This window comes from Pseudomonas sp. FA-1, from assembly GCF_056856075.1.
The window spans coordinates 1-21,015 of the sequence record NZ_JBWXTH010000007.1 but is presented as its reverse complement, the minus strand read 5'-3'; the positions used below and the strand labels follow the sequence as shown (position 1 = coordinate 21,015).

The 21,015-nt window shown below is 61.9% G+C and carries 24 protein-coding genes; 13 read left to right on the top strand and 11 right to left on the bottom strand.

What is annotated here, in order from left to right:
- From nuoK to nuoN, 4 genes are read left to right on the top strand one after another with little or no spacing between them, the layout of a single operon-like run.
- Complete coding sequence (gene nuoK / locus AC1MHZ_RS14105; RefSeq protein WP_008096201.1) at nt 1–309, top strand: NADH-quinone oxidoreductase subunit NuoK; 309 nt, start codon at nt 1–3, stop codon at nt 307–309.
- Nucleotides 306–2,159 carry an NADH-quinone oxidoreductase subunit L gene (gene nuoL / locus AC1MHZ_RS14100; RefSeq protein WP_416767428.1) on the top strand — a complete coding sequence of 618 codons (1,854 nt, stop codon included), beginning with the start codon at nt 306–308 and terminating at the stop codon, nt 2,157–2,159. Before nuoK ends, nuoL begins: the two co-directional genes overlap by 4 nt.
- A 49-nt stretch (nt 2,160–2,208) precedes the next feature.
- On the top strand, nt 2,209–3,741 hold the full coding sequence (gene nuoM / locus AC1MHZ_RS14095) for an NADH-quinone oxidoreductase subunit M (protein ID WP_084859177.1): 1,533 nt from the start codon (nt 2,209–2,211) through the stop codon (nt 3,739–3,741).
- Nucleotides 3,742–3,748: 7 nt separating this feature from the next.
- Nucleotides 3,749–5,218, top strand: coding sequence for an NADH-quinone oxidoreductase subunit NuoN (gene nuoN / locus AC1MHZ_RS14090; RefSeq protein ID WP_084859178.1), 1,470 nt, complete (start codon nt 3,749–3,751; stop codon nt 5,216–5,218).
- A 75-nt stretch (nt 5,219–5,293) separates the two neighbouring features.
- On the opposite strand, the gene AC1MHZ_RS14085 is transcribed toward nuoN, so the two are convergent.
- Nucleotides 5,294–5,584 carry an Ogr/Delta-like zinc finger protein gene (locus AC1MHZ_RS14085; RefSeq protein WP_084859180.1) on the bottom strand — a complete coding sequence of 97 codons (291 nt, stop codon included), beginning with the start codon at nt 5,582–5,584 and terminating at the stop codon, nt 5,294–5,296.
- A 492-nt stretch (nt 5,585–6,076) separates the two neighbouring features.
- On the opposite strand from AC1MHZ_RS14085, the gene AC1MHZ_RS14080 reads away from it, so the two are divergent.
- On the top strand, nt 6,077–6,478 hold the full coding sequence (locus AC1MHZ_RS14080) for a helix-turn-helix domain-containing protein (protein ID WP_084859181.1): 402 nt from the start codon (nt 6,077–6,079) through the stop codon (nt 6,476–6,478).
- A 1-nt stretch (nt 6,479) separates the two neighbouring features.
- Here AC1MHZ_RS14080 and AC1MHZ_RS14075 read toward each other — a convergent pair whose 3' ends face one another.
- Genes AC1MHZ_RS14075 through AC1MHZ_RS14065 form a run of 3 tightly spaced genes read right to left on the bottom strand, consistent with a single transcriptional unit; the run spans nt 6,480 to nt 7,511 of the window.
- Nucleotides 6,480–6,866 carry a hypothetical protein gene (locus tag AC1MHZ_RS14075; protein ID WP_172403076.1) on the bottom strand — a complete coding sequence of 129 codons (387 nt, stop codon included), beginning with the start codon at nt 6,864–6,866 and terminating at the stop codon, nt 6,480–6,482.
- Complete coding sequence (locus tag AC1MHZ_RS14070) at nt 6,859–7,248, bottom strand: head completion/stabilization protein (RefSeq protein ID WP_324813097.1); 390 nt, start codon at nt 7,246–7,248, stop codon at nt 6,859–6,861. Before AC1MHZ_RS14070 ends, AC1MHZ_RS14075 begins: the two co-directional genes overlap by 8 nt.
- A 14-nt stretch (nt 7,249–7,262) precedes the next feature.
- Nucleotides 7,263–7,511 (bottom strand): helix-turn-helix domain-containing protein, encoded by a 249-nt coding sequence (locus AC1MHZ_RS14065; protein WP_084859185.1) that lies wholly within the window; start codon nt 7,509–7,511, stop codon nt 7,263–7,265.
- 229 nt (nt 7,512–7,740) lie between these two features.
- On the opposite strand from AC1MHZ_RS14065, the gene AC1MHZ_RS14060 reads away from it, so the two are divergent.
- Complete coding sequence (locus tag AC1MHZ_RS14060; RefSeq protein ID WP_416767429.1) at nt 7,741–9,798, top strand: TonB-dependent receptor family protein; 2,058 nt, start codon at nt 7,741–7,743, stop codon at nt 9,796–9,798.
- Nucleotides 9,799–9,801: 3 nt separating this feature from the next.
- On the opposite strand, the gene AC1MHZ_RS14055 is transcribed toward AC1MHZ_RS14060, so the two are convergent.
- Nucleotides 9,802–10,866, bottom strand: a complete 1,065-nt coding sequence (locus AC1MHZ_RS14055; RefSeq protein WP_084859189.1) for an AI-2E family transporter — start codon at nt 10,864–10,866, stop codon at nt 9,802–9,804.
- 123 nt (nt 10,867–10,989) lie between these two features.
- On the opposite strand from AC1MHZ_RS14055, the gene trhP reads away from it, so the two are divergent.
- The 4 genes from trhP (at nt 10,990) to AC1MHZ_RS14035 (ending at nt 14,429) form a co-directional block, all read left to right on the top strand.
- Nucleotides 10,990–12,324, top strand: coding sequence for a prephenate-dependent tRNA uridine(34) hydroxylase TrhP (gene trhP, locus AC1MHZ_RS14050; protein WP_482966518.1), 1,335 nt, complete (start codon nt 10,990–10,992; stop codon nt 12,322–12,324).
- A 165-nt stretch (nt 12,325–12,489) separates the two neighbouring features.
- On the top strand, nt 12,490–12,918 hold the full coding sequence (locus AC1MHZ_RS14045) for a DUF411 domain-containing protein (RefSeq protein ID WP_084859193.1): 429 nt from the start codon (nt 12,490–12,492) through the stop codon (nt 12,916–12,918).
- Nucleotides 12,918–13,355 (top strand): YqaA family protein, encoded by a 438-nt coding sequence (locus tag AC1MHZ_RS14040; RefSeq protein WP_084859194.1) that lies wholly within the window; start codon nt 12,918–12,920, stop codon nt 13,353–13,355. The genes AC1MHZ_RS14045 and AC1MHZ_RS14040 overlap by 1 nt, the downstream gene beginning before the upstream one ends.
- A 75-nt stretch (nt 13,356–13,430) precedes the next feature.
- Nucleotides 13,431–14,429 carry an alpha/beta fold hydrolase gene (locus AC1MHZ_RS14035; protein WP_465001238.1) on the top strand — a complete coding sequence of 333 codons (999 nt, stop codon included), beginning with the start codon at nt 13,431–13,433 and terminating at the stop codon, nt 14,427–14,429.
- A gap of 78 nt (nt 14,430–14,507) precedes the next feature.
- Here the strand turns inward: AC1MHZ_RS14035 and AC1MHZ_RS14030 are convergent, their stop codons facing one another.
- From AC1MHZ_RS14030 to AC1MHZ_RS14015, 4 genes are all read right to left on the bottom strand, one after another.
- Nucleotides 14,508–15,092 carry a DinB family protein gene (locus tag AC1MHZ_RS14030; RefSeq protein WP_084859198.1) on the bottom strand — a complete coding sequence of 195 codons (585 nt, stop codon included), beginning with the start codon at nt 15,090–15,092 and terminating at the stop codon, nt 14,508–14,510.
- 11 nt (nt 15,093–15,103) lie between these two features.
- Nucleotides 15,104–16,210: a cell division protein ZapE gene (gene zapE / locus AC1MHZ_RS14025; protein ID WP_084859200.1), complete on the bottom strand. Its 1,107-nt coding sequence runs from the start codon at nt 16,208–16,210 to the stop codon at nt 15,104–15,106.
- Nucleotides 16,211–16,298: 88 nt separating this feature from the next.
- Nucleotides 16,299–17,447, bottom strand: a complete 1,149-nt coding sequence (locus tag AC1MHZ_RS14020; RefSeq protein WP_465001240.1) for a PQQ-dependent sugar dehydrogenase — start codon at nt 17,445–17,447, stop codon at nt 16,299–16,301.
- A 24-nt stretch (nt 17,448–17,471) separates the two neighbouring features.
- Nucleotides 17,472–17,792 carry a hypothetical protein gene (locus AC1MHZ_RS14015; protein ID WP_084859203.1) on the bottom strand — a complete coding sequence of 107 codons (321 nt, stop codon included), beginning with the start codon at nt 17,790–17,792 and terminating at the stop codon, nt 17,472–17,474.
- A 215-nt stretch (nt 17,793–18,007) separates the two neighbouring features.
- On the opposite strand from AC1MHZ_RS14015, the gene AC1MHZ_RS14010 reads away from it, so the two are divergent.
- On the top strand, nt 18,008–18,484 hold the full coding sequence (locus AC1MHZ_RS14010) for an LEA/WHy family protein (RefSeq protein ID WP_084859205.1): 477 nt from the start codon (nt 18,008–18,010) through the stop codon (nt 18,482–18,484).
- Nucleotides 18,485–18,488: 4 nt separating this feature from the next.
- On the opposite strand, the gene AC1MHZ_RS14005 is transcribed toward AC1MHZ_RS14010, so the two are convergent.
- Nucleotides 18,489–18,752, bottom strand: a complete 264-nt coding sequence (locus AC1MHZ_RS14005; protein ID WP_324813124.1) for a hypothetical protein — start codon at nt 18,750–18,752, stop codon at nt 18,489–18,491.
- Between the two features lie 127 nt (nt 18,753–18,879).
- Between AC1MHZ_RS14005 and AC1MHZ_RS14000 the strand changes: the two genes are divergently transcribed.
- Nucleotides 18,880–19,200 carry an ElaB/YgaM/YqjD family protein gene (locus AC1MHZ_RS14000; RefSeq protein WP_482966517.1) on the top strand — a complete coding sequence of 107 codons (321 nt, stop codon included), beginning with the start codon at nt 18,880–18,882 and terminating at the stop codon, nt 19,198–19,200.
- Between the two features lie 22 nt (nt 19,201–19,222).
- Here AC1MHZ_RS14000 and AC1MHZ_RS13995 read toward each other — a convergent pair whose 3' ends face one another.
- Nucleotides 19,223–19,840: a MiaE family protein gene (locus AC1MHZ_RS13995; protein ID WP_084859210.1), complete on the bottom strand. Its 618-nt coding sequence runs from the start codon at nt 19,838–19,840 to the stop codon at nt 19,223–19,225.
- Between the two features lie 155 nt (nt 19,841–19,995).
- Here AC1MHZ_RS13995 and AC1MHZ_RS13990 point away from each other — a divergent pair, with 155 nt between their 5' ends.
- The gene (locus AC1MHZ_RS13990; RefSeq protein ID WP_084859211.1) at nt 19,996–20,859 is read left to right on the top strand and encodes a universal stress protein; all 864 of its coding nucleotides are present in this window, start codon (nt 19,996–19,998) and stop codon (nt 20,857–20,859) included.
- The last annotated feature ends 156 nt before the right edge of the window (nt 20,860–21,015 follow it).

Here is a 21,015-nt window from a genome sequence, read left to right as displayed (position 1 = left end):
ATGGGTGCTATCCCTCTCGAGCACGGTCTGGCAGTCGCCGGTATTCTGTTCTGCCTCGGTCTGGTCGGCCTGATGGTCCGCCGCAACATCCTCTTCGTACTCATGAGCCTGGAAGTCATGATGAACGCCTCTGCCCTGGCGTTCATCGTCGCCGGTGCCCGTTGGGTCCAACCCGACGGCCAGGTGATGTTCATTCTGGTGATCAGCCTGGCAGCCGCCGAGGCCAGCATTGGCCTGGCGATCCTGCTGCAGCTGTATCGCCGCTTCCACACTCTCGACATCGATGCTGCCAGTGAGATGCGCGGATGAACCTTCTCTTCCTGACTTTCGTCTTCCCCCTGATCGGCTTCCTGCTGCTGTCGTTCTCCCGCGGGCGGTTCTCGGAGAACCTGTCCGCGCTGATCGGCGTCGGCTCTGTCGGCCTCTCGGCCGCCGTGGCCGCCTACGTGATCTGGCAATTCAACGTCGCGCCGCCTGAAGGTGGCGCGTACAGCCAGCTGCTGTGGCAGTGGATGTCGGTGGACGGCTTCGCGCCGAACTTCACCCTCTACCTGGACGGCCTGTCGGTCACCATGCTCGGCGTGGTCACCGGTGTGGGCTTCCTGATCCACCTGTTCGCTTCCTGGTACATGCGCGGCGAAGCCGGTTACTCGCGCTTCTTCTCGTACACCAACCTGTTCATCGCCAGCATGCTGTTCCTGGTGCTGGGCGACAACCTGCTGTTCATCTACTTCGGCTGGGAAGGCGTGGGCCTGTGCTCGTACCTGTTGATCGGTTTCTACTACAGCAACCGCAACAACGGTAACGCGGCACTGAAGGCCTTCATCGTCACCCGTATCGGCGACGTGTTCATGGCCATCGGCCTGTTCATCCTGTTCGCCCAGCTCGGTACGCTGAACGTGCAGGAACTGCTGGTGCTGGCACCGCAGAAATTCCAGGCTGGCGACACCTGGATGGTCCTGGCCACCCTGATGCTGCTCGGTGGTGCGGTCGGTAAATCGGCCCAGCTGCCGCTGCAGACCTGGCTGGCCGACGCAATGGCCGGCCCGACTCCGGTCTCCGCGCTGATCCACGCCGCCACCATGGTGACCGCGGGCGTCTACCTGATCGCCCGTACCCATGGCCTGTTCCTGCTGGCGCCGGACATCCTGCACCTGGTGGGCATCGTCGGTGGTGTGACCCTGGTCCTGGCCGGTTTCGCCGCGCTGGTGCAGACCGACATCAAGCGTATCCTCGCCTACTCGACCATGAGCCAGATCGGCTACATGTTCCTGGCCCTGGGCGTCGGTGCCTGGGAAGGCGCGATCTTCCACCTGATGACCCACGCCTTCTTCAAGGCCCTGCTGTTCCTTGCCTCCGGTGCGGTGATCGTCGCCTGCCACCACGAGCAGAACATCTTCAAGATGGGCGGGCTGTGGAAGAAGCTGCCGCTGGCCTACGCCAGCTTCGTGGTCGGTGGCGCCGCCCTGGCCGCCCTGCCGATCCTGACCGCCGGCTTCTATTCCAAGGACGAGATCCTCTGGGAAGCCTTCGCCAGCGGCCACACCGGCCTGCTGTACGCTGGCCTGGTCGGTGCGTTCATGACCTCGCTGTACACCTTCCGCCTGATCTTCATCGCCTTCCACGGCGAAGCGAAGACCGAGGCCCATGCCGGCCACGGGATTTCCCACTGGCTGCCGCTGGGCGTGCTGATCGTGCTGTCGACCTTCGTGGGCGCCTGGATCCACCCACCGCTGGCAGGTGTGCTGCCGCAGAGCGTCGGTCATGCCGGTGGCGAAGCCCAGCACTCGCTGGAAATCGTCTCCGGTGCCATCGCCATCGCCGGTATCCTGTTGGCTGCGGTGCTGTTCCTGGGCAAGCGTACCCTGGTCACGGCCATCGCAAACAGCGGCATCGGCCGCGTCCTGTCGGCCTGGTGGTTCGCTGCCTGGGGCTTCGACTGGATCTACGACAAGCTGTTCGTCAAACCTTACCTGCTGATCAGCCACATCCTGCGCAAGGACCCGGTTGACCGCAGCATCGGCCTGATTCCTCGGATGGCTCGCGGCGGTCACGTCGCCATGAGCAAGACCGAGACCGGCCAGCTGCGCTGGTACACAGCCTCCATCGCCGTGGGTGCCGTGCTGGTACTGGGCGCCGTGGTAGTGGCGGCGGTATGACTATGAACCTTGCGAACCTTGCGACTCTGCGAAAGGAAACGAACCCGTCATGATTCTGCCTTGGCTGATCCTGATTCCCTTCATCGGCGGCCTCCTGTGCTGGCTGGGTGAGCGCTTCGGCACCACCCTGCCCCGCTGGATCGCGCTGCTGACCATGTCCCTGCTGCTCGGCATCGGCCTGTGGCTGTGGGGTAACGGTGACTACACCCTGGCCCCGGCCCCTGGCGCCGAACCTGCCTGGACCCTCGAATACAAGGTCGAGTGGATCAAGCGCTTCGGCATCAGCATCCACCTGGCCCTCGACGGCCTGTCGCTGCTGATGATCCTGCTCACCGGCCTGCTGGGTGTGCTGTCGGTCCTGTGTTCCTGGAAAGAGATCCAGCGCCACGTCGGCTTCTTCCACCTCAACCTGATGTGGATTCTCGGTGGCGTGGTCGGTGTGTTCCTGGCCCTGGACCTGTTCCTGTTCTTCTTCTTCTGGGAAATGATGCTGGTGCCGATGTACTTCCTCATCGCGCTATGGGGTCACAGCTCCGCAGATGGCAAGAAGACCCGGATCTACGCCGCGACCAAGTTCTTCATCTTCACCCAGGCCAGCGGCCTGATCATGTTGGTGGCGATCCTTGGCCTGGTGCTGGTGAACTACAACGCCACCGGCGTCATCACCTTCAACTACAGCGACCTGCTCAAGGCCGAGCTGCCCGCCGGTGTCGAGTACCTGCTGATGCTGGGCTTCTTCATCGCCTTCGCGGTGAAACTGCCGGTGGTGCCGTTCCACTCCTGGCTGCCTGACGCTCACGCCCAGGCACCGACCGCAGGCTCCGTGGACCTGGCGGGTATCTTGCTGAAGACTGCGGCCTATGGCCTGCTGCGCTTCGCCTTGCCGCTGTTCCCGAACGCCTCGGCCGAGTTCGCACCGATCGCCATGACCCTGGGCCTGATCGGCATCTTCTATGGTGCCTTCCTGGCCTTTGCGCAAACCGACATCAAGCGCCTGGTCGCATTCTCCAGCGTTTCGCATATGGGCTTCGTACTGATCGGCATCTACTCCGGCAGCCAGCAGGCCCTGCAGGGCGCCGTGATCCAGATGCTGGCCCACGGCCTGTCGGCCGCCGCGCTGTTCATCCTGGCCGGCCAGCTGTACGAGCGCCTGCACACCCGTGACATGCGCCAGATGGGCGGCCTGTGGCACCGCATCGCTTACCTGCCGGCGATCAGCCTGTTCTTCGCTGCTGCATCGCTGGGCCTGCCGGGTACCGGCAACTTCGTGGGCGAGTTCCTGATTCTGATCGGCAGCTTCGCCAGCGTGCCGTGGATCACCGTGATCGCCACCACTGGCCTGGTCTTCGGTTCGGTCTACTCGCTGATCATGATCCACCGCGCCTACTTCGGCCCGGCCAAGGCCGATACCGTCCTGGCCGGCATGGACGGTCGCGAGCTGATCATGGTCCTGGGCCTGGCGGGCCTGCTGATCCTGCTGGGCGTGTACCCGCAGCCGTTCCTGGACACCTCTGCTGCCACCATGAGTGGTGTACAGCAGTGGCTCGGTTCCGCTTTCACTCAACTCGCTTCGGCCCGGTAAGAGCGCTATGGAATTCACCACTCAACACTTCATCGCATTGGCGCCGATGCTCATCACCACCGTGACCACGGTGGTGGTGATGCTGGCGATCGCCTGGAAGCGCAATCACTCGCAGACCTTCCTGCTGTCCACCGTGGGCCTGAACCTGGCCCTGCTGTCGATCCTCCCGGCGCTGAAGGTCGCGCCGCTGGCGGTCACCTCGCTGGTGACCATCGACAAGTTCGCCTGCCTGTACATGGCCCTGATCCTGGTGGCCACGCTCGCCTGCGTCACCCTTGCCCACGCCTACCTGGGCGAAGGTGCCAAGGGCTACCCGGGTAACCGTGAAGAGCTGTACCTGCTGCTGCTGATGTCTGCCCTGGGCGGCCTGGTGCTGGTCAGCGCCAACCACCTGGCTGGCCTGTTCATCGGCCTGGAGCTGCTGTCGGTGCCGGTCTACGGCCTGGTGGCGTACGCCTTCTTCAACAAGCGTTCGCTGGAAGCCGGCATCAAGTACATGGTGCTCTCGGCCGCAGGCTCGGCCTTCCTGCTGTTCGGCATGGCGCTGCTGTACGCCGACGCCGGCAGCCTGACCTTCGACCAGATCGGCAAGGCCCTGGCCAGCACCAGCATGCCAAGCCTGCTGGCCCAGCTGGGCCTGGGCATGATGCTGGTCGGCCTGGCGTTCAAGCTGTCGCTGGTACCCTTCCACCTGTGGACCCCGGACGTGTACGAAGGTGCTCCGGCGCCGGTCGCCGCCTTCCTGGCCACCGCCAGCAAGGTCGCGGTATTCGCCGTGGTCGTGCGCCTGTTCATGCTCTCCCCTGCCGCCAGCAGCGGTGTGCTGAGCACCGTGCTGGCCGTGATCGCCGTGGCCTCGATCATCATCGGCAACCTGCTGGCGCTGACCCAGAGCAACCTCAAGCGTCTGCTCGGTTACTCGTCCATCGCCCACTTCGGCTACCTGGTCATCGCCCTGGTGGCAAGCAAGGGCCTGGCGACCGAGGCCATCGGTGTCTACCTGGTCACCTACGTGATCACCAGCCTGGGCGCCTTCGGCGTGATCACGCTTATGTCTTCGCCATATGCCGGCCGAGACGCCGACGCCCTGTACGAGTACCGCGGCCTGTTCTGGCGCCGTCCGTATCTGACCGCGGTGCTGACCGTGATGATGTTGTCGCTGGCCGGTATCCCGCTGACCGCAGGCTTCATCGGCAAGTTCTACATCATCGCCACCGGCGTCGAGTCGCACCTGTGGTGGTTGGTCGGCGCCCTGGTGATCGGTAGCGCCATCGGCGTCTATTACTACCTGCGCGTCATGGTCACCCTGTACCTGGTCGAACCGAACCTGCGTCGCCACGACGCCCCGCTGAAGTGGGAACAGCGCACCGGCGGCGTCATGCTGCTGGCCATCGCGATTCTTGCCTTCGTCCTGGGTGTGTACCCGCAGCCTCTGCTGGAAATGGTGCAACAAGCCGGCCTGCAACTGATCGGCTGATCACCCACCCAAAACAAAACACCCCGCTCATGCGGGGTGTTTTGTTTTGGAGTTCTTATTACGGTGCGCTGGCGATCACGCCACACCAGAAGCAGTCGTAACGCTGCGGTTGGTCTTTCGGGGCCGCTCCGGGTTATTGGCTGCCCGGCGCAACTCACCGCCCGCACTTGGAAGGTGGACATCCGGGTTCGGCATGCCGCTGGGAGACAACTCATGGGTCATCTCGAACTGGGCGCGGACCGACCAACCACAGGCTTCGTTGACGCACTGCAGGTAAGCGATCCGGAGAAAAACGTGACGTCCTTCACTGGTTCGGATCCGCATCTTGCCGTTGCAATGTGGGCATACCAGTTTGTAGCTACTCATAGGAGCCTCCCATCGTCCTTCAGGGATATCTTCGAACCGCTGAGCACCTTGAGGCGGTCCTGCACACTCATACTTGGTGCGTCACGCAGCCCATGTAAGGAAATTCTACAGTTGCACCAAGCATATGCCAATGCACCTATAAGTGTTTTCAACAAATTCATATTACTTACCATTTTATGCTGAGTGGAATCCTGCCAATTACTGGGATGAAAGTTGACCGCAGTGAAACAACAGCCATCACACGATACTCATACTGAGTAATACTTCCGCATCGCAACAATAGAGCCGGGCAGCCCTGCCCTCTTAGCTTATCGTGCCAGATCACTCCATAATCTTACGCGGGAATCATCGTAGGTGCATACCCAAGGATATGTAGTCCTTTTCATCGCCGCCATATTGCGTACCATCCACACTGAGTGAGATATCACCAATATATTCATATTGCATACCTTTGCCTACAGATCTTATCACTACTCTTCCATGGTATTCACAATGAGTAAAACCTGCATTGCTGCGATATTGAATCGACTGAAGTTGATTGCTGGTTGCACAACCGACATCGAGCTTGCCAGAACGTTGGGGATCAGCCCGCAAACCCTGAGCAGTTGGAAAGTGCGTGGGAGCATCCCGTATTCACTGTGCGTCGCATTGGCCGAACAACATGATTTGTCACTGGACTGGTTATTGTTGGGCGATGGCAACCAGGCTCGAACACCCGCAGCCCCACAGGCGGAGACCTCGATGTCAGGCTGGGAGGCGGACCTGCTCGTGCAATTGAAAGAGCTGTCCGACCTGGACCTGCAAACCATTCGCGCGACCGTGCAGGACAAGCTGCGGATCTATCAGTTGGAACGTCGCCTTGAAGAGCTTGCAAGCCGTCCCGACAGTCATTGAACTAGCCTCCCTTGCGCCAGCGCCAGATGATGTCCTGCAGGTCCGCGTGGTCCACCCAGTGCATTACCTTGATGCTGATGGGAATGACAACCAGGGCTGCGACAAATGCGGCGACACCGCTGGACAGGGAGGGCACCAATGATAGGACGAATGGCGTGAAGAGGTAGCCAACGCCACCTGCCAATGCCAGGGCGACCATGCGTTGCCAGACCTTCAACCGATCATCGTTGCTCAGAATGCCCCAATGCCTTAGTCGACGTCGTGAGCTGCTGACCAGCCAGGCCCCCAGCATTGCGCCGAACATGGCATTGAGGTCCAAGCTGGCCAGCCCGCCAACCTCCTGGAGGTGCTCCAGGATCGGCAGGGCTGTCTCTGACATGTCATTCATGGGACACCTCGTTGCGTAATGGCGCGCTCAGAGCAACCTCGGTGACATGGCGAGCCAAGGCGCTGCGGGTACCCGCTTCCACCAGCCGCAGGTAACAGGTCGAAAGCGCCCTGCCCTGGTCGTGCCGGGCGACATCGATGAGCCGCCTGTAGCCACGCTCACGCAGACACCGCCGCCATTGGGCGAATTCCTGCGCTGCCAGTTCAACGGATGCCCTTGCAGCGACTTCCAGTTGTGTATCGCTGATTTCTGGTGGAAGGTGCAGGCGGTTACGCAATACATCCAGTTCGATACGTGGCCAGAACAGATCGTGGCAAGCCAGGTAGCGCGAACCCTGGCGTTGGGAATCGTCTTCGGTAGTTGCTGAAGCGTTGCTGTTCATCGGCGGCCTCCTTCTCACTGGTCTTCCAGCAGGCCATACCACAAGGCTTTGGTCACCGCCGCGACCCGGTTAGTTACAGCAAACTTGCGTAGGATATTGCCGAAATGAAAGTTAACGGTCGACTCTTTACAACCCACAATCTGGCCAATTTCCCAAGAGGACTTGCCACAAGCGCACCAAAGCAGAACTTCCTTTTCCCTTGGCGTGAGGTAGATGGACTGCTCGTCGACAGAGCCGGACTTCAGTTGCCTTTGCAGATTCATTGGACGCTCTCCGTACATTCATAACTCGCCCGAAAGGGGCTTCCCAGTTGCATTGCATGCACCTTACGAATGAGAGAGCAGCTCACTCCAGCACTTGGCGTTGTAAAAACGCGCCTGACAAAAGCGCTGGTCATTGACCTCGTGCACTTCTGGATTATTCGACGTGCTCTGGTGGATTTTTCGCGCGTCTGAGGAAGGTTTCCGCCTGAAAATTGCCTGGAGTTCCACTATGCGTCCCGTTTCACCTGTCACTTGCGCTGTCGGCGTGCTGGCTATCTGCGCCTGCAGCCCTGATCTGGCGGCGGCTCCCGTGGAGCTGGACGAGGTATTGATCCAGGAACAGCAAGGCGAACTGGAACAGGCCGCGCAGCGTCTGCGGGAAACGCCCGGCGCAACCAACCTGGTCGACATGCAACAGGTGGATCAAGGGCGCGTTGCCACCAACCAGGACGTGCTCGCCTATCAACCAGGGGTCTTCGCCCAATCGGCTGGCAACGATGGCATCAAGCTGTCGATCCGTGGCTCGGGGATCAACCGCGCCCCTGGAGCCCACGGCTCCGGGGTCTATACGATGTTCGACGGCCTGCCGCTGACCGGCCCCGGGGGCACGCCCTATGAGCTGTTCGAGCCACTGTGGCTGAGCCGTGCCGAAGTGCTGCGCGGCGCCAACGGGTTCGACCAGGGCGCCTTGGCCCTGGGCGGCGCGATCAACTATGTGACCCATACCGGCTATGACGCCGCGCCCTTGCAGCTGCGTTATGAAGTCGGCAGCCGCGGCTACGCCCATCGGCACATCAGCTCTGGCCAGGTGCTGGGTGACCTGGACTATTACCTCGCCCTGACCGATACCGAATACGACGGTTACCAGGCGCACAGCAGCGGCAGTGCCAAGGGCATTGCCGCCAATATCGGCTATCGCTTCAACGCCAATCTGGAAACGCGCTTCTACCTGCGCTACCGGGAGACCGAGAACGAGTTGGCCGGGCGCTTGACCAAACAGCAGATCAAGCATGACCCACGGGCAGCCAACCCGGAGTACTTGACGCGTGACGACAGCCGTCCACAGCCAGGCAGCACGTGGTTGGCCAACAAGACCACGTTCTATCTGGACGATGATTCACACCTTGAGGCAGGGTTGGTCTACCACGACTATCCGATGGATCTGCGCGAAGGCCCGATGCGTCTGAAAGTCGCCTATACCGATGTCAGCGGGACACTTAACTATGTGCGCCGCGATACCCTGCTTGGCCATCAGAGCAAGACCACCGTCGGTTGGCGCACGACCAAGCACCTGCCCAATAGCGGGGCCTCTCAGTTCGTACGCGATGGCGACACCTTCGGCCCCCGTAGCCGTGATTTCAGCTACCAGGGGTCGGACACCGTATTTCACCTTGGCAATGATCTGGAGCTGATGCCAGACCTCTGGCTGACCACCGGCCTGGCAATGATCTACACCCGCCGCGAAAGTGACGTCACCTACCCCGCCAACGGCGGCAAGGTCAGCCAACACGACTGGGACTATGCACCGCGCCTGGGCCTGCGTTACGACATCGACCCGCAATTGCAGGTCTATGGCAACCTGAGCCGATCGGTCGAACCGCCACACCCGTGGTCGCTCATCTGGAGCTCGACCGTAGCCACCCAGCCGATCGAAATGCAAAACCAGACCGCCACCACACTGGAGCTGGGCGCGCGCGGCGATTCGGCCTTGGGCGATTGGGACCTGGCCTGGTACTACGCACGCGTACGTCACGAACTATTGGCCGTGGAAATCGTGCAAGGTGCTCCAGCCAAGGAATTCAACGCCAGCCCCACCGTCCACCAAGGCATCGAGGCCGGCCTGGACAGCACCCTGTGGGAGCAGGCCGGTATCGGCAGGCTCTCTCTGCGCCAGGCCTACACGTTCAGCGACTTCCACTACCGTGACGACGATAGGTTCGGCGACAACCGCCTGCCGGGCATTCCCATGCACTACTACCAGGCCGAGGTGCGCTACGACTGGCCCAGCGGGTTCTATGCCGGGCTCAACACCCAAATGGCGTCCAAGGTTCAGGTCGACTATGCCAACAGCAACCATGCCGACGCCTACGCCCTGCTCGGTGCACGGCTGGGCTGGAATTCGCCCACGCAGGATTGGCAGACCTGGCTGGACCTGCGCAACCTGACCAACAAACGCTATGCCGCCACGGTCACCCCTGGGTATGACGATCAAGGCCAGGACAAGCCGCGTTCCACACCCGGCGAAGGGTTCGCCGTGTATGCGGGTGTGTCCTACAGCTTGCGCTGACCGTTACGACGGCAGTTGCACCTGCATCCGACTGCCGGTGAAGATCGCCCAGCTGGACATGAACAGCGCGGCGATCAGCGGCCCGATGACGAAACCGTTCAGACCAAATACCGCCAGGCCGCCAATGGTTGAAATCAGGATCAGGTAATCGGGCATGCGAGTATCCTTGCCCACCAGGATAGGGCGCAGCACGTTGTCCACCAGGCCGATCACCAGCACGCCGAAGGCGATCAGCACCACACCCGGCACGATTGCGCCGGTGGCAAGGAAGTAAGCGGCCACCGGCCCCCAGACCATGGCGGAGCCCACCGCCGGCAGCAATGAAAGAAAAGCCATCAGCACGCCCCAGACCAGCGCGCTGGGAATGCCCAGCACCCAAAAGATCAGCCCGCCCAAGGCGCCCTGGGTCACCGCCACGAGCAGGTTGCCCTTGACCGTAGCCCGCACCACTCGGCTGAACTTGAGCTGCAAGCGGCGCTTTTGCTGTTCGGGCAATGGCACGGCCATACGCACCTTGCGCGCCAGCTCCGCCCCCTCGCGCAGGAAGAAGAACAACAGATAGAGCATCACGCCAAAGCTCACCAGGAAGTCGAAGGTTCCCTGGCCAAAGCTGAACGCCTGGCTGGCCAGGAACTGGCTGCCTTGCATCGCCCATTTGGTGATCTTCTCGCGCAGCCCCTCCAAATCGCCCATGCCCATGCGTTCCAGGCCGCTTTGGGCGAAGGAGGGCAATAGCGTCTTGACCCCTTCGATGTGGCCGGCGATGTCCAGCTCGCCTTTCTCGATGCGCTGGTAGATCGTCGCGCCCTCTTGCACCAGCAGGGCGCTGATGATGATCACCGGCAGCACGGCGATCAGTAGGCACACCAACAGGGTGACCGCCGCCGCCAGGTTGCGTCGGCGCCCCAGGCGCAGCACCAGGTCACGTTGCAGCGGGGCAAACAGGATAGCGAGGATCACCGCCCAGAACACCGCGCCGTAGAACGGCAGCAGGATCCACACGAAGGCGATGGTCACCAGCGCCAGGAGCACGGCCAAGGCCTTGTTCTGCAATGCGGTCTCGTTCATGGGTATTCCTCGTGGGCTCAATCATTTAGTGCCCACACCGCGCCCAAAAGTGCCGTTGATCTACGTCAATATCGCCGCGTCGAACAGGCCGTAGCATCCGCGCCTTTTGCCCCTGGTGCGCCCATGACCCCTCTTGCCAAGCCCGAATTGCTGGCCCCTGCCGGCACCCTCAAGACCATGCGCTACGCCTTCGCCTATGGTGCCGATGCGGTCTATGCCGGCCAGCCGCGCTACAGCCTGCGGGTGCGCAACAACGAATTCGACCATGCCAATCTAGCGCTAGGCATCCAGGAGGCCCATGCCCTGGGCAAGCGTTTCTACGTGGTCGTCAACATCGCCCCGCACAATGCCAAGCTCAAAACCTTTCTCAAAGACCTGGCACCGGTGATCGAAATGGCGCCGGATGCGCTGATCATGTCCGACCCTGGCCTGATCATGCTGGTGCGCCGGCATTTCCCAAACATGCCCATTCACCTTTCGGTGCAGGCCAACACCGTGAACTGGGCCAGCGTCCAGTTCTGGCAGCACCAAGGCGTGGCCCGGGTGATTCTGTCGCGCGAGCTGTCGCTGGAGGAGATCGAGGAGATCCGCCGGCAGGTGCCCGGCATGGAGCTGGAAGTGTTCGTTCACGGCGCCTTGTGCATGGCCTATTCCGGGCGTTGCCTGTTGTCGGGCTACCTCAATCGTCGCGATGCCAACCAGGGCACCTGTACCAATGCCTGCCGCTGGAAATACCAGGCAACAGCGGCCACCGAGAACGCCACAGGCGAGATCGTCCACGAAGTCGAACCGACCCTGGGCCTGGGGGCACCCACCGCCCAGGTATTCCTGCTCCAGGAAGGCAACCGCCCAGGCGAAGAAATGCCCGCCTTCGAGGACGAACATGGCACCTACATCATGAATGCCAAGGACCTGCGCGCGATCCAGCATGTGGAACGGCTGGCCCGCATGGGCGTGCACTCGTTGAAGATCGAGGGCCGGACCAAGTCGCACTTCTACTGCGCACGCGCCGTGCAATCGTACCGCCAAGCCATCGACGATGCCGTGGCCGGGCGCCCGTTCGACCTGGCACTGATGGACAACTTGGAGTCCCTGGCCCAACGCGGCTACACCGAAGGCTTCCTGCGACGCCATGTGCACGACGAGTATCAGAACTACCAGCGTGGCAATTCCGTATCCGAGCGCCAGCAATTCGTCGGCGAACTGACCGGCGCTCGGGTGGCCGGGTTGGCCGAGGTCAAGGTCAAGAACCGTTTTGCCGTGGGCGATCACCTGGAGCTGATGACACCTCGCGGCAACTACCACTTCGATCTGGATCGCCTGAGCGATCGCCAGCAACAGGCGATCCAGGTGGCTCCCGGTGATGGCCATGTGGTCTATTTGCCGATCCCGGAGCAGGTACCGCTCGAGCATGGCTTGCTGATGCGTGACTTGGACCCGGGGCAAAGTGCCACCTGACAACGCTGTAATCCTGCCTTCAGCTCAATGACAGCCGGTACAGGCGAGCATGGCACCAAGCGCAATCGACCACCGCTCGCGCTGCACCTGGTGCCGGCTTGCGCTATGCTGCGGGCCACACCTGCCAGGCTGCCTGCACGCCTGCGTTTGAAGAGGAGTTTCACCATGCTGCGCAAACACCTGCTCCCCCTCGGCCTGCTGGCGATTTCCAGCCTGGCCCAGGCCGCCGAGACCATCGATGTCTACCGCGACCCCAATTGCGGCTGCTGCAAGGCGTGGATCAGCCACCTGCGCGACAACGGCTTCACCGTCAATGACCATGTCGAGCCGAACATGAGCGAAGTCAAGCAGCGCCTGGGCGTGGCGCCGCGCCTGGCCTCGTGCCACACCGGCGTGATCGATGGCAAGTTCGTCGAAGGTCATGTGCCGGCCGAGCAGGTTCACCTGCTGGCCAAGCGCAATGACCTCAAGGGCATCGCGGTCCCGGGCATGCCCATGGGCTCGCCCGGTATGGAAATGGGCGACCACAAGGACCACTATCAGGTCATCGGCCTGACCCGCGAGGGCAAGGACGAAGTACTGGCCGACTATTGATGCTCAGCCTCGGGGCGCTGTTTCTCAGCGCCTTCGGCGCCGCCACGCTGCTGCCGTTGCAATCGGAAGCTGTACTGGTGGGCCTGTTGTTGCGGGAGCCGGCCGCCTGGGCGACCTTACTGCTGGTCGCCACCCTGGGCAACGTGTTGGGTTCGATCGTCAATTGGCTCCTGGGCCGTGCGATCGAGCACCTGCGCGAGCGACGCTGGTTCCCGTTCAACGCCTCTCAACTCGAACGTGCGCAGCAACGCTACCGGCGCTGGGGGCAATGGTCGCTGCTGTTGAGCTGGATGCCTGTGATCGGCGATCCCCTCACCCTGATTGCCGGCATCATGCGCGAACCCTTCTGGCGTTTCGTGCTGCTGGTCACCCTGGCCAAGGGTGGACGCTACCTGGTGTTGGCCATGATCACCCTGGGTTGGCTACACGGGCGGTGACATCTTTTGCCGATCCGGCCGTCAACTGACTGCTAAAGTCGCCTATTCCTACCTGGCCCTACAAGGAGTGCCCCCATGCTGCGCGCAACCTCCCTGGCTCTGGCCTGCCTCCTCGGCAGCCCCGCCTTCGCCGCCCCGGCGCCGACCTATGGCAAGCAACTCGAAGGTTTCGACTACCCGCATCCCCTCAAGCACTACGACTTCCAGTCCCAAGGCCAAGCGCTGCAAATGGGCTACATGGACGTGCCCGCAAAAGGCAAGGCCAATGGCCGCAGCGTGGTGTTGATGCACGGCAAGAACTTCTGTGCCGCTACCTGGGAGACCACCCTGGACGCGTTGAGCCAGGCTGGCTACCGCGTCATCGCCCCGGACCAGATCGGCTTTTGCACCTCCAGCAAGCCGGCGCACTATCAATACAGCTTCCAGCAACTGGCGCAAAACACCCATGCCTTGCTCGAGCACCTGGGGATCAAGCAGGCGATCATCCTGGGTCACTCCACCGGCGGCATGCTCGCCACCCGTTATGCCTTGATGTACCCCACGCAGGTCGAGCGCCTGGCCATGGTCAACCCGATCGGCCTGGAGGACTGGAAGGCCCTGGGCGTGCCCTATCGCAGCGTGGACCAGTGGTACCAGCGCGAACTCAAGCTCGATGCCGACGGGGTGCGCAACTATGAGCGCAACACCTATTACGCCGGGCGCTGGAAGCCGGAATACGAACGCTGGGTACAGATGCTGGTCGGCCTGAACCAAGGGCCGGGGCATGAGGCGGTGGCGTGGAACTCGGCACTGATCTACGACATGATCTTCACCCAGCCGGTGTACTACGAATTCAAGGACCTGCAGATGCCAACCCTGCTATTGATCGGCGACCAGGACACCACGGCCATCGGCAGCGATATCGCCTCGCCCGAGGTAAAGGCCCGGCTGGGCAAGTACAAGGCGCTGGGGCCGAAGGTGGCCGGGTTGATACCTCAAGGGGAACTGGTGACATTCGAAGGCCTGGGGCATGCGCCACAGATAGAGGAACCGGCGCGCTTCCACAAGGCGTTGGTCGATTGGCTGGAGCGCTAGGCCCGGTCGCCGGCAGACGCCGCTATACCTGTGTGGGCTTGCCCCGCGATTGGCCGCCAAGGGTACGTACCTGCGCCTTCAGCTCCCACCCCAGATCAACGCCTCGCTCCAACCAAGCTCGGCAAAGTCATCGGCCCGCAAGCTAGCCTCTTCTTCGCAGAAGAACTCATCCAGTTGCGGCGGATGCACGGAGGTATCGCTGAGCATCGCATGCACCTGGCCCCGATGATGGATCTGGTGTTCGAACAGGTGCGCCAGCAGGCGCAGACGGGACTCGCGCTGCAAGCGATCCGGGCGCACGATGCTCACGTAACGCTGCAACTGGTCGTCCTGCAGCGACCGGCAATAGGCGATGAGTCGATGATCGGCCTGGGCCTGCTCGGCGAGCAGGTCGGTGCAGGTGGCAAAGGGTTGCTCGGGCTCGAAAAAGCGCTCACCGTCGGGGCCTGGCGCTTCGCCGCGCTGCTCGCATTCCAGCGCATGCAGGTAGAACCAGTCCACCGTCAACAGATGGTTGAGCGTGGCCTTGATCGAAGGGAAGAAGCTGCAACGGGGAGCGACGAACTCGTCGTGGGTCAGTTGCAGGCACGCCTTGTACAGGCGATGGTTGGCCCAGCCATTGTTGTAGGCCTGGGTCAGCAGATGATGCGACAGCGGCTCCATGGTCGGCTCCTTCAGACGAAGCGTTGCAGTTGCATCTCCCGTAGCCGGCTCAGGGTTCGCTGGAACGGGAACGCCAGATACCCTTGAGTGTAGAGTGCTTCGAGCGGTACTTCGGCTTCCAGGTACAGGGCGACCCGGCGGTCGTAGCATTCGTCGACCAGGGCGATGAAGCGCCGCACACTGTCGTCCTTGGGAGCCAGGGTCGGCAGTTCGCGGTCCCCGGCAACCACTCGCTCGGCGCCATCCTCGGTGCCGCGGGCGATACGCCCAGCCTGCTGCTGCCCCCCGAGCGCCGGGATACCTTCGACCAGGATTGCCGGAAACAGGTCGCACAAGGCCATGAACTCCACGGCTGCCAGGGGTTGCTCGCACAGGTCGCTGAAGCGACACCATATAGCGGCGTCGCTGCGTCGTACCACGTTGACTTGACGGGCACCGATCGACAGCGGCGCCTCGGTGCCGGCATCGCCTTGGCTCAGTTGGTGAAACATCGCAGGTAGAGCACTGGGTCGCCCCGGTTCGGCCACCCAGTAGCGCTGGTGCGACGCACCGGGGTGCAGGCGATGGTCCTGTTCACCGGCCACGGGCAGGACGCGCATATGCCGCTCGATGGCAGCGATGGCCGGCAGGAAGCGCTCGCGGTTGAAGCCGTCGCGGTAGAGCTGCTCGGGAGGCTGGTTGGACGTCGCCACGACCACCACGCCCTGGTCGAACAGTGTCTGGAACAGACGGCCCAAGATGATCGCGTCGCCAATATCGCTGACGAACAGCTCATCGAAGCACAACACGCGGATCTCTTGCGCCAATGCCCGGGCCAACGCCTGCAACGGGTCGGCAGTGCCGTTGAGCTGGAACAGCCGTTGATGCACCCAGGCCATGAAATGGTGGAAATGCTGGCGCCGCGCCGGTATTTGCAGGGCTCGATGGAACTGGTCCATCAGCCAGGTCTTGCCACGCCCGACCGGGCCCCAGAGATAGACCCCCAGTGTGGGCCGGCCCTGGCGCAGTGCCTCGAAGCAGGCTTGAAGCTCGCCAACTGCCAGGGCCTGGGCGGCATCGGGGACGAATCCATCCTCGTCCAGTGCCTGACGGTAGAGGGTTTGCGGGTCGAGTGACATGCAGGATGCCCCTGGGCAAAAGCGCCATGGTACCCGGCGCCGCAGCCTTATGGGCAGCCGATTTACAGCATCCAGGGCCGGTGGCGTGTCAGTGTTCGTTCAAGCCGACTTTGAGTAACGCGCCATCTTCGGCGTCGGTCAATAGATACAGGTAGCCATCCGGCCCTACACGCACGTCACGGATGCGTGCCTCCAACTCCCCGAGCAGGCGCTCCTGGTGAACCACCTTGTCGCCGTCGAGCTGCAAGCGGATCAGTTCGCGGGATACCAGCGCACCGATGAACAGGTTATGGTCCCAGGCTTTGAAGGTCGGGCTGTCATAGAAAGCCATGCCGCTGATGCCCGGTGATTTTTCCCATACATGGTGCGGGGGCTGGGTGCCCTCCGCATGCTTGCCCTTGGCCTCAGGAATCGGCAGCAACGAATAGTTGATTCCGTGGGTGGCGATCGGCCAGCCATAGTTCTTGCCCGGTTGCGGGATGTTGATTTCGTCACCCCCTCGGGGGCCGTGTTCATGGGTCCATAGCTGGCCGGTCCAGGGGTTGAGGGCGGCGCCCTGCTGGTTGCGATGGCCGTAGGACCAGATTTCTGGCCGCACATTGGCCTGGCCAACGAAGGGGTTGTCCTTCGGCACTTCGCCATCCGGCAGAATCCGTACGATCTTGCCCTGCAGTTTGTCCAGGTCCTGGGCGGTGGCGCGCTGGTTGTTCTCCCCCAAGGCGACGAACAGGTAGCCGCCATGATCGAATACCAGCCGCGAACCAAAGTGGATGCCATCGGAAAGCTTGGGCTGCTGACGGAAGATCACAGTGAAATTCTCAAGGCGGGCCAGGTCCTGGGACAGTTGGCCGCGGCCGACCGCAGTACCGCCCTTGCCATCGGCGCCCTGCTCGGCAAACGACAGGTAGACCGTGCGATCCTTGGCGAACTCTGGTGACAGTGCGACATCCAACAGACCACCCTGCCCTTCGGCCCAGACCTTGGGTACGCCGCTCAAGGCCGGACCGACCTTGCCGTCCGGGCTGACCACGCGCAGGTTGCCGGGCCGCTCAGTGACCAGCATGCCCTTGCCTTCGGGTAGGAAGGCCAAGGCCCAGGGATGATGTAGACCATCGGCTACAGTACTGACGGTCAGCTGGCCTTCCTCGCTGGGCAATTGGCGTTCGGAGGCGGCCTGTGCCAACAGCGGTATCAGGGCTGAAATGGCCAAGGCGGTAAACCAGGTGCGTGACTTCATGCTCGGGTCCTTCCAGGTGGCGGCTCAGGGCAGGCGTTGGCTATCCCGTGGTGGCCGGGCGGGTTCCAGGTTGGGCACGCGCTGCTCGCGGCGCAGGTTTTCGCCATTGCCGATGCCGCGGTTATCCAGGGTTGGCGGCCGCGGGTTGGGTTGCGTCGAAGGCCCACGGATCGGCGGCGCCGCAGGCATGCTGCCCTGGCGGCTGTTGGGGTTGGCGCGTTGGATCGGGCTGTTGTAGGGGTTGTTTCTGTCGCTGGCGATGAACAGCGGTTGCGGCAAGGGCGCAGCTGGCAGCGGCAGGCTCAGCATCAGCCCGATGGCCAGGATCGGCAGTGTCGAATGCATGCTTCACCTCCTTTGCGAAAAGGCGCGCCCAAACATTGGATAGCCTAAGACGTGACAGGTTCGCGGCGAAAGAGCGAATGCCGGTAGAGATGATTCCTGATATTTCAGTATGGCTCGTGGGGCCCGCTGCGCAGCGCTGAATCATGCCTCGGTGCTTTCAACGTTCGCGTGGTTTTGCCACACTGCAGTTTCGACCTGGATACAAGGCACATGCCATGAGCTTGCGACCAAGCCGTTTCTGGCTGACTATCCTGCTTGCCTGTACGCTCAACGCCTGCGCGCTGTTTCAGCCCAGGGACCCGTTGAACATCAGCGTGGTCGGCATAGAGCCACTCCCGTCCCAAGAGCTGGAAATGCGCATGGCGGTAAAGATCCGCGTGCAGAACCCAAACGAGAAGCCGGTCGACTTCAATGGCATCGCATTGAATCTTGAGGTCAACGACCAGCCCCTGGCAGCCGGCGTCAGTGACCAGACAGGGCACATTGGGCGTTATGGCGAGGCGGTGGTGGTGGTGCCGGTGAGCATCACTGCCTTTGCCGTGTTGCGCCAAGCCTATGGCCTGAGCCGGCTGGATTCACTGCAGGGCCTGCCCTATGTACTGCGCGGCAAGATGGCTGGCGGCCCGCTGGGCACTGTGCGCTTTACCGACGAAGGCACACTCGACCTGCCCGAGGGCAGCCTGGTTCGCTGATCGATCAGCGGTTACTGCTGGCGGCAGCCATCATCTTGTTGACTTCGCTGCGCACCAGGCTGACGAATTCGGGAGGCGACATGCCATCGAGCTCGGCGCGGACCCACTCGGCCCATTTGCTCTTGCGCCGGGGTTTCTCGCCGATGAGCCGGGCGGCCTCGCCCTTGGCCTTGCCGAGGTTGTTCTGCCAATAATCGAATAGCCGAGCCTTTTCCGCCTCGATCTGTGCCCGTTCCTCGAAGCTTCTATTGGCCAGATTGAAACTCATGGTATTACCTGCCGCTTGAAAATGGTCGATATCTTACACTGTACTGGCGAGCAACCGGTACGCCGACGCAACTTTCCAGGGGCACAGGTATCCATTGCCCTGACAATCAGCGAATGAGGACGTGTTCATGGCCAGGAAAAGCGCACCGCAAACAGACAACGAACAAATCAAGGACCAGGTGTTCAGTGAGTTGCAGGCCTTGATCGAAGAGTCGGAGCGGTTGCTGAATGACAGCGCAGCCCTGGTAGGCGATGAAGCCGACACGCTGCGTGCCCAGGTCAACCTGAAGCTGCGCCAGGCGAACCGGGCCGTGAACAGGCTGCGGAGCAAGGCGCAACCTGTAGTAGCAGCCGCTGAAGATTATATAGGCGGCCATCCCTGGCAGACGGTGGCGATTTCCGCAGGCCTAGGGCTGGTCATTGGGCTATTGTTGGGGCAGCGTCGCTGATCGCCATGCGACGCTATTGCGTTCAGGCCGCTCGCGCCATAGGCACGCCACTGTGGAAACGCAGTTCTTGGTCGGCAGAGAGGATCAACTGCGCTTCTGCCTCGCGCACCTGCTCCACCACACGTGCGATGTCCGCTTCGTCACCATATTGGTGAGCCAACTTCAGGTAGCCTTGGTAATGACGCGCCTCGCTTTTGAGCAGGCCGTGATAGAACGTCCCCAGTTCTTCGTCCAGATGCGGCACCAGGGCCGCGAAACGTTCGCAGCTACGGGCCTCGATGAAGGCGCCAACCACCAGGGTATCGACCAGCTTGACCGGCTCGTGTGCCCGTACCAGGCGCCGCAACCCAGAGGCGTAGCGCCCTGCCGAAACCGGCCGCAGCGGCACACCACGGCGCTTCATCAAGCGCAGCACCTGCTCGTGATGGACCAGCTCTTCGCGGGCCAGACGCGACATCATGTTGATCAGGTCAATGTGCGTGTTGTACTTGGCAATCAGACTCAAAGCCGTGCTGGCAGCCTTGAATTCACAGTTCTTGTGATCGATCAACAGGGTTTCCTGGTCGGCGAGCGCCGCTTCGATCCAGGCGTCAGGAGTCGGGCAGCCGAGGAAGGCGTCGATTTCGGGAATCAGGGACATAAGCTCATAAACTACAGGCCAACGGCAGGATCGGCGATTATACCGGGGGTGACGGTAATCGCCAGCGACTATGCTTGATACACATCAAGCGGCACTGCGCGCAACGCCGACTATAGTCAGGCACTGGCCGTCACTTACCAAGGGAGCTCACGCCCATGCAAGCCGTCCGCAGTATTCTCGTCGTCCTTGATCCCGAGCATGCCCATAGTCGCGCCCTCGCCCGGGCCAAACTCATTTCCGGCGTCACCGGTGCACGCCTGCACCTGCTGATGTGCGACAAGCGACAGAACCACAGCGCCTTGCTCAGCCTGCTCAGCAGCCAACTGCACGATGATGGGTACGATAACGTCACCCATGAGCAGGCCTGGCATGACAGCTTGCATGAGTCCATCATCGACGTGCAGCAAGCCGAGGGCTGCGAGCTGGTCATCAAAGAACATCGCCCGGACAACCCCTTGCGCAAGGCACTGCTCACGCCCAGCGACTGGAAGCTGCTGCGTCAATGCCCGTGTGCGGTACTGATGGTCAAGAGCGAGCGCCCATGGACAGGCGGCGCGATCTTGGCGGCAGTAGATGTAGGCAACAATGATGAAGACCATCGCCGCCTGCACGCCAGCATCATTGACCACGGCTACGCCATAGCAGGGTTGGCCAAGGGGCAATTGCACGTCATCAGCGCCCACCCTTCTCCCATGCTCGCCGCATCCGACCCGATCTACCAGCTTTCGGAAACCATCGAGCAACGCTACCGGGAAGCGTGCAAGGCTTTTCAGGCGGAATTCGATGTTCCCGACGACCATCTGCATATCGCCGAAGGGCCAGCGGATGTATTGATTCCTTATACGGAGAAGCAGCTCGATGCCGTGGTCACGGTAATAGGTACCGTAGCCCGCACTGGCATTTCAGGCGCCTTGATCGGCAATACTTCCGAGGTGGTGCTCGATTCGCTCGAAGGGGATGTACTGGTACTCAAGAGTGAAGAGGCTGTAGCGCACCTGGCGGAATTGGCGCGCAGTTGAAATCATTCGCTGTGCCCGGTCTGTCGTCCTGACGCTCCCACAGTTCGGGAAGCGGAAAGACAAAACCCCTACCTGCTCACGCAGATAGGGGTTTTGCGAAATGAATCTTGACGATGACCTACTCTCACATGGGGAAGCCCCACACTACCATCGGCG

Bases quoted from the DNA above. Each gene is read 5' to 3' on its own strand.
- AC1MHZ_RS14005 (WP_324813124.1), bottom strand. From the start codon at position 18,752: ATGAGTTTCAATCTGGCCAATAGAAGCTTCGAGGAACGGGCACAGATC.
- AC1MHZ_RS13995 (WP_084859210.1), bottom strand. From the start codon at position 19,840: ATGTCCCTGATTCCCGAAATCGACGCCTTCCTCGGCTGCCCGACTCCT.
- AC1MHZ_RS14040 (WP_084859194.1), top strand. From the start codon at position 12,918: ATGCTCAGCCTCGGGGCGCTGTTTCTCAGCGCCTTCGGCGCCGCCACG.
- AC1MHZ_RS13990 (WP_084859211.1), top strand. From the start codon at position 19,996: ATGCAAGCCGTCCGCAGTATTCTCGTCGTCCTTGATCCCGAGCATGCC.
- AC1MHZ_RS14085 (WP_084859180.1), bottom strand. From the start codon at position 5,584: ATGAGTAGCTACAAACTGGTATGCCCACATTGCAACGGCAAGATGCGG.
- AC1MHZ_RS14060 (WP_416767429.1), top strand. From the start codon at position 7,741: ATGCGTCCCGTTTCACCTGTCACTTGCGCTGTCGGCGTGCTGGCTATC.
- nuoK (WP_008096201.1), top strand. From the start codon at position 1: ATGGGTGCTATCCCTCTCGAGCACGGTCTGGCAGTCGCCGGTATTCTG.
- AC1MHZ_RS14080 (WP_084859181.1), top strand. From the start codon at position 6,077: ATGAGTAAAACCTGCATTGCTGCGATATTGAATCGACTGAAGTTGATT.
- zapE (WP_084859200.1), bottom strand. From the start codon at position 16,210: ATGTCACTCGACCCGCAAACCCTCTACCGTCAGGCACTGGACGAGGAT.
- AC1MHZ_RS14065 (WP_084859185.1), bottom strand. From the start codon at position 7,511: ATGAATCTGCAAAGGCAACTGAAGTCCGGCTCTGTCGACGAGCAGTCC.
- AC1MHZ_RS14070 (WP_324813097.1), bottom strand. From the start codon at position 7,248: ATGAACAGCAACGCTTCAGCAACTACCGAAGACGATTCCCAACGCCAG.
- AC1MHZ_RS14035 (WP_465001238.1), top strand. From the start codon at position 13,431: ATGCTGCGCGCAACCTCCCTGGCTCTGGCCTGCCTCCTCGGCAGCCCC.
- AC1MHZ_RS14020 (WP_465001240.1), bottom strand. From the start codon at position 17,447: ATGAAGTCACGCACCTGGTTTACCGCCTTGGCCATTTCAGCCCTGATA.
- AC1MHZ_RS14055 (WP_084859189.1), bottom strand. From the start codon at position 10,866: ATGAACGAGACCGCATTGCAGAACAAGGCCTTGGCCGTGCTCCTGGCG.
- AC1MHZ_RS14010 (WP_084859205.1), top strand. From the start codon at position 18,008: ATGAGCTTGCGACCAAGCCGTTTCTGGCTGACTATCCTGCTTGCCTGT.
- AC1MHZ_RS14000 (WP_482966517.1), top strand. From the start codon at position 18,880: ATGGCCAGGAAAAGCGCACCGCAAACAGACAACGAACAAATCAAGGAC.
- nuoL (WP_416767428.1), top strand. From the start codon at position 306: ATGAACCTTCTCTTCCTGACTTTCGTCTTCCCCCTGATCGGCTTCCTG.
- AC1MHZ_RS14075 (WP_172403076.1), bottom strand. From the start codon at position 6,866: ATGAATGACATGTCAGAGACAGCCCTGCCGATCCTGGAGCACCTCCAG.
- AC1MHZ_RS14030 (WP_084859198.1), bottom strand. From the start codon at position 15,092: ATGGAGCCGCTGTCGCATCATCTGCTGACCCAGGCCTACAACAATGGC.
- AC1MHZ_RS14015 (WP_084859203.1), bottom strand. From the start codon at position 17,792: ATGCATTCGACACTGCCGATCCTGGCCATCGGGCTGATGCTGAGCCTG.
- nuoM (WP_084859177.1), top strand. From the start codon at position 2,209: ATGATTCTGCCTTGGCTGATCCTGATTCCCTTCATCGGCGGCCTCCTG.
- AC1MHZ_RS14045 (WP_084859193.1), top strand. From the start codon at position 12,490: ATGCTGCGCAAACACCTGCTCCCCCTCGGCCTGCTGGCGATTTCCAGC.
- nuoN (WP_084859178.1), top strand. From the start codon at position 3,749: ATGGAATTCACCACTCAACACTTCATCGCATTGGCGCCGATGCTCATC.
- trhP (WP_482966518.1), top strand. From the start codon at position 10,990: ATGACCCCTCTTGCCAAGCCCGAATTGCTGGCCCCTGCCGGCACCCTC.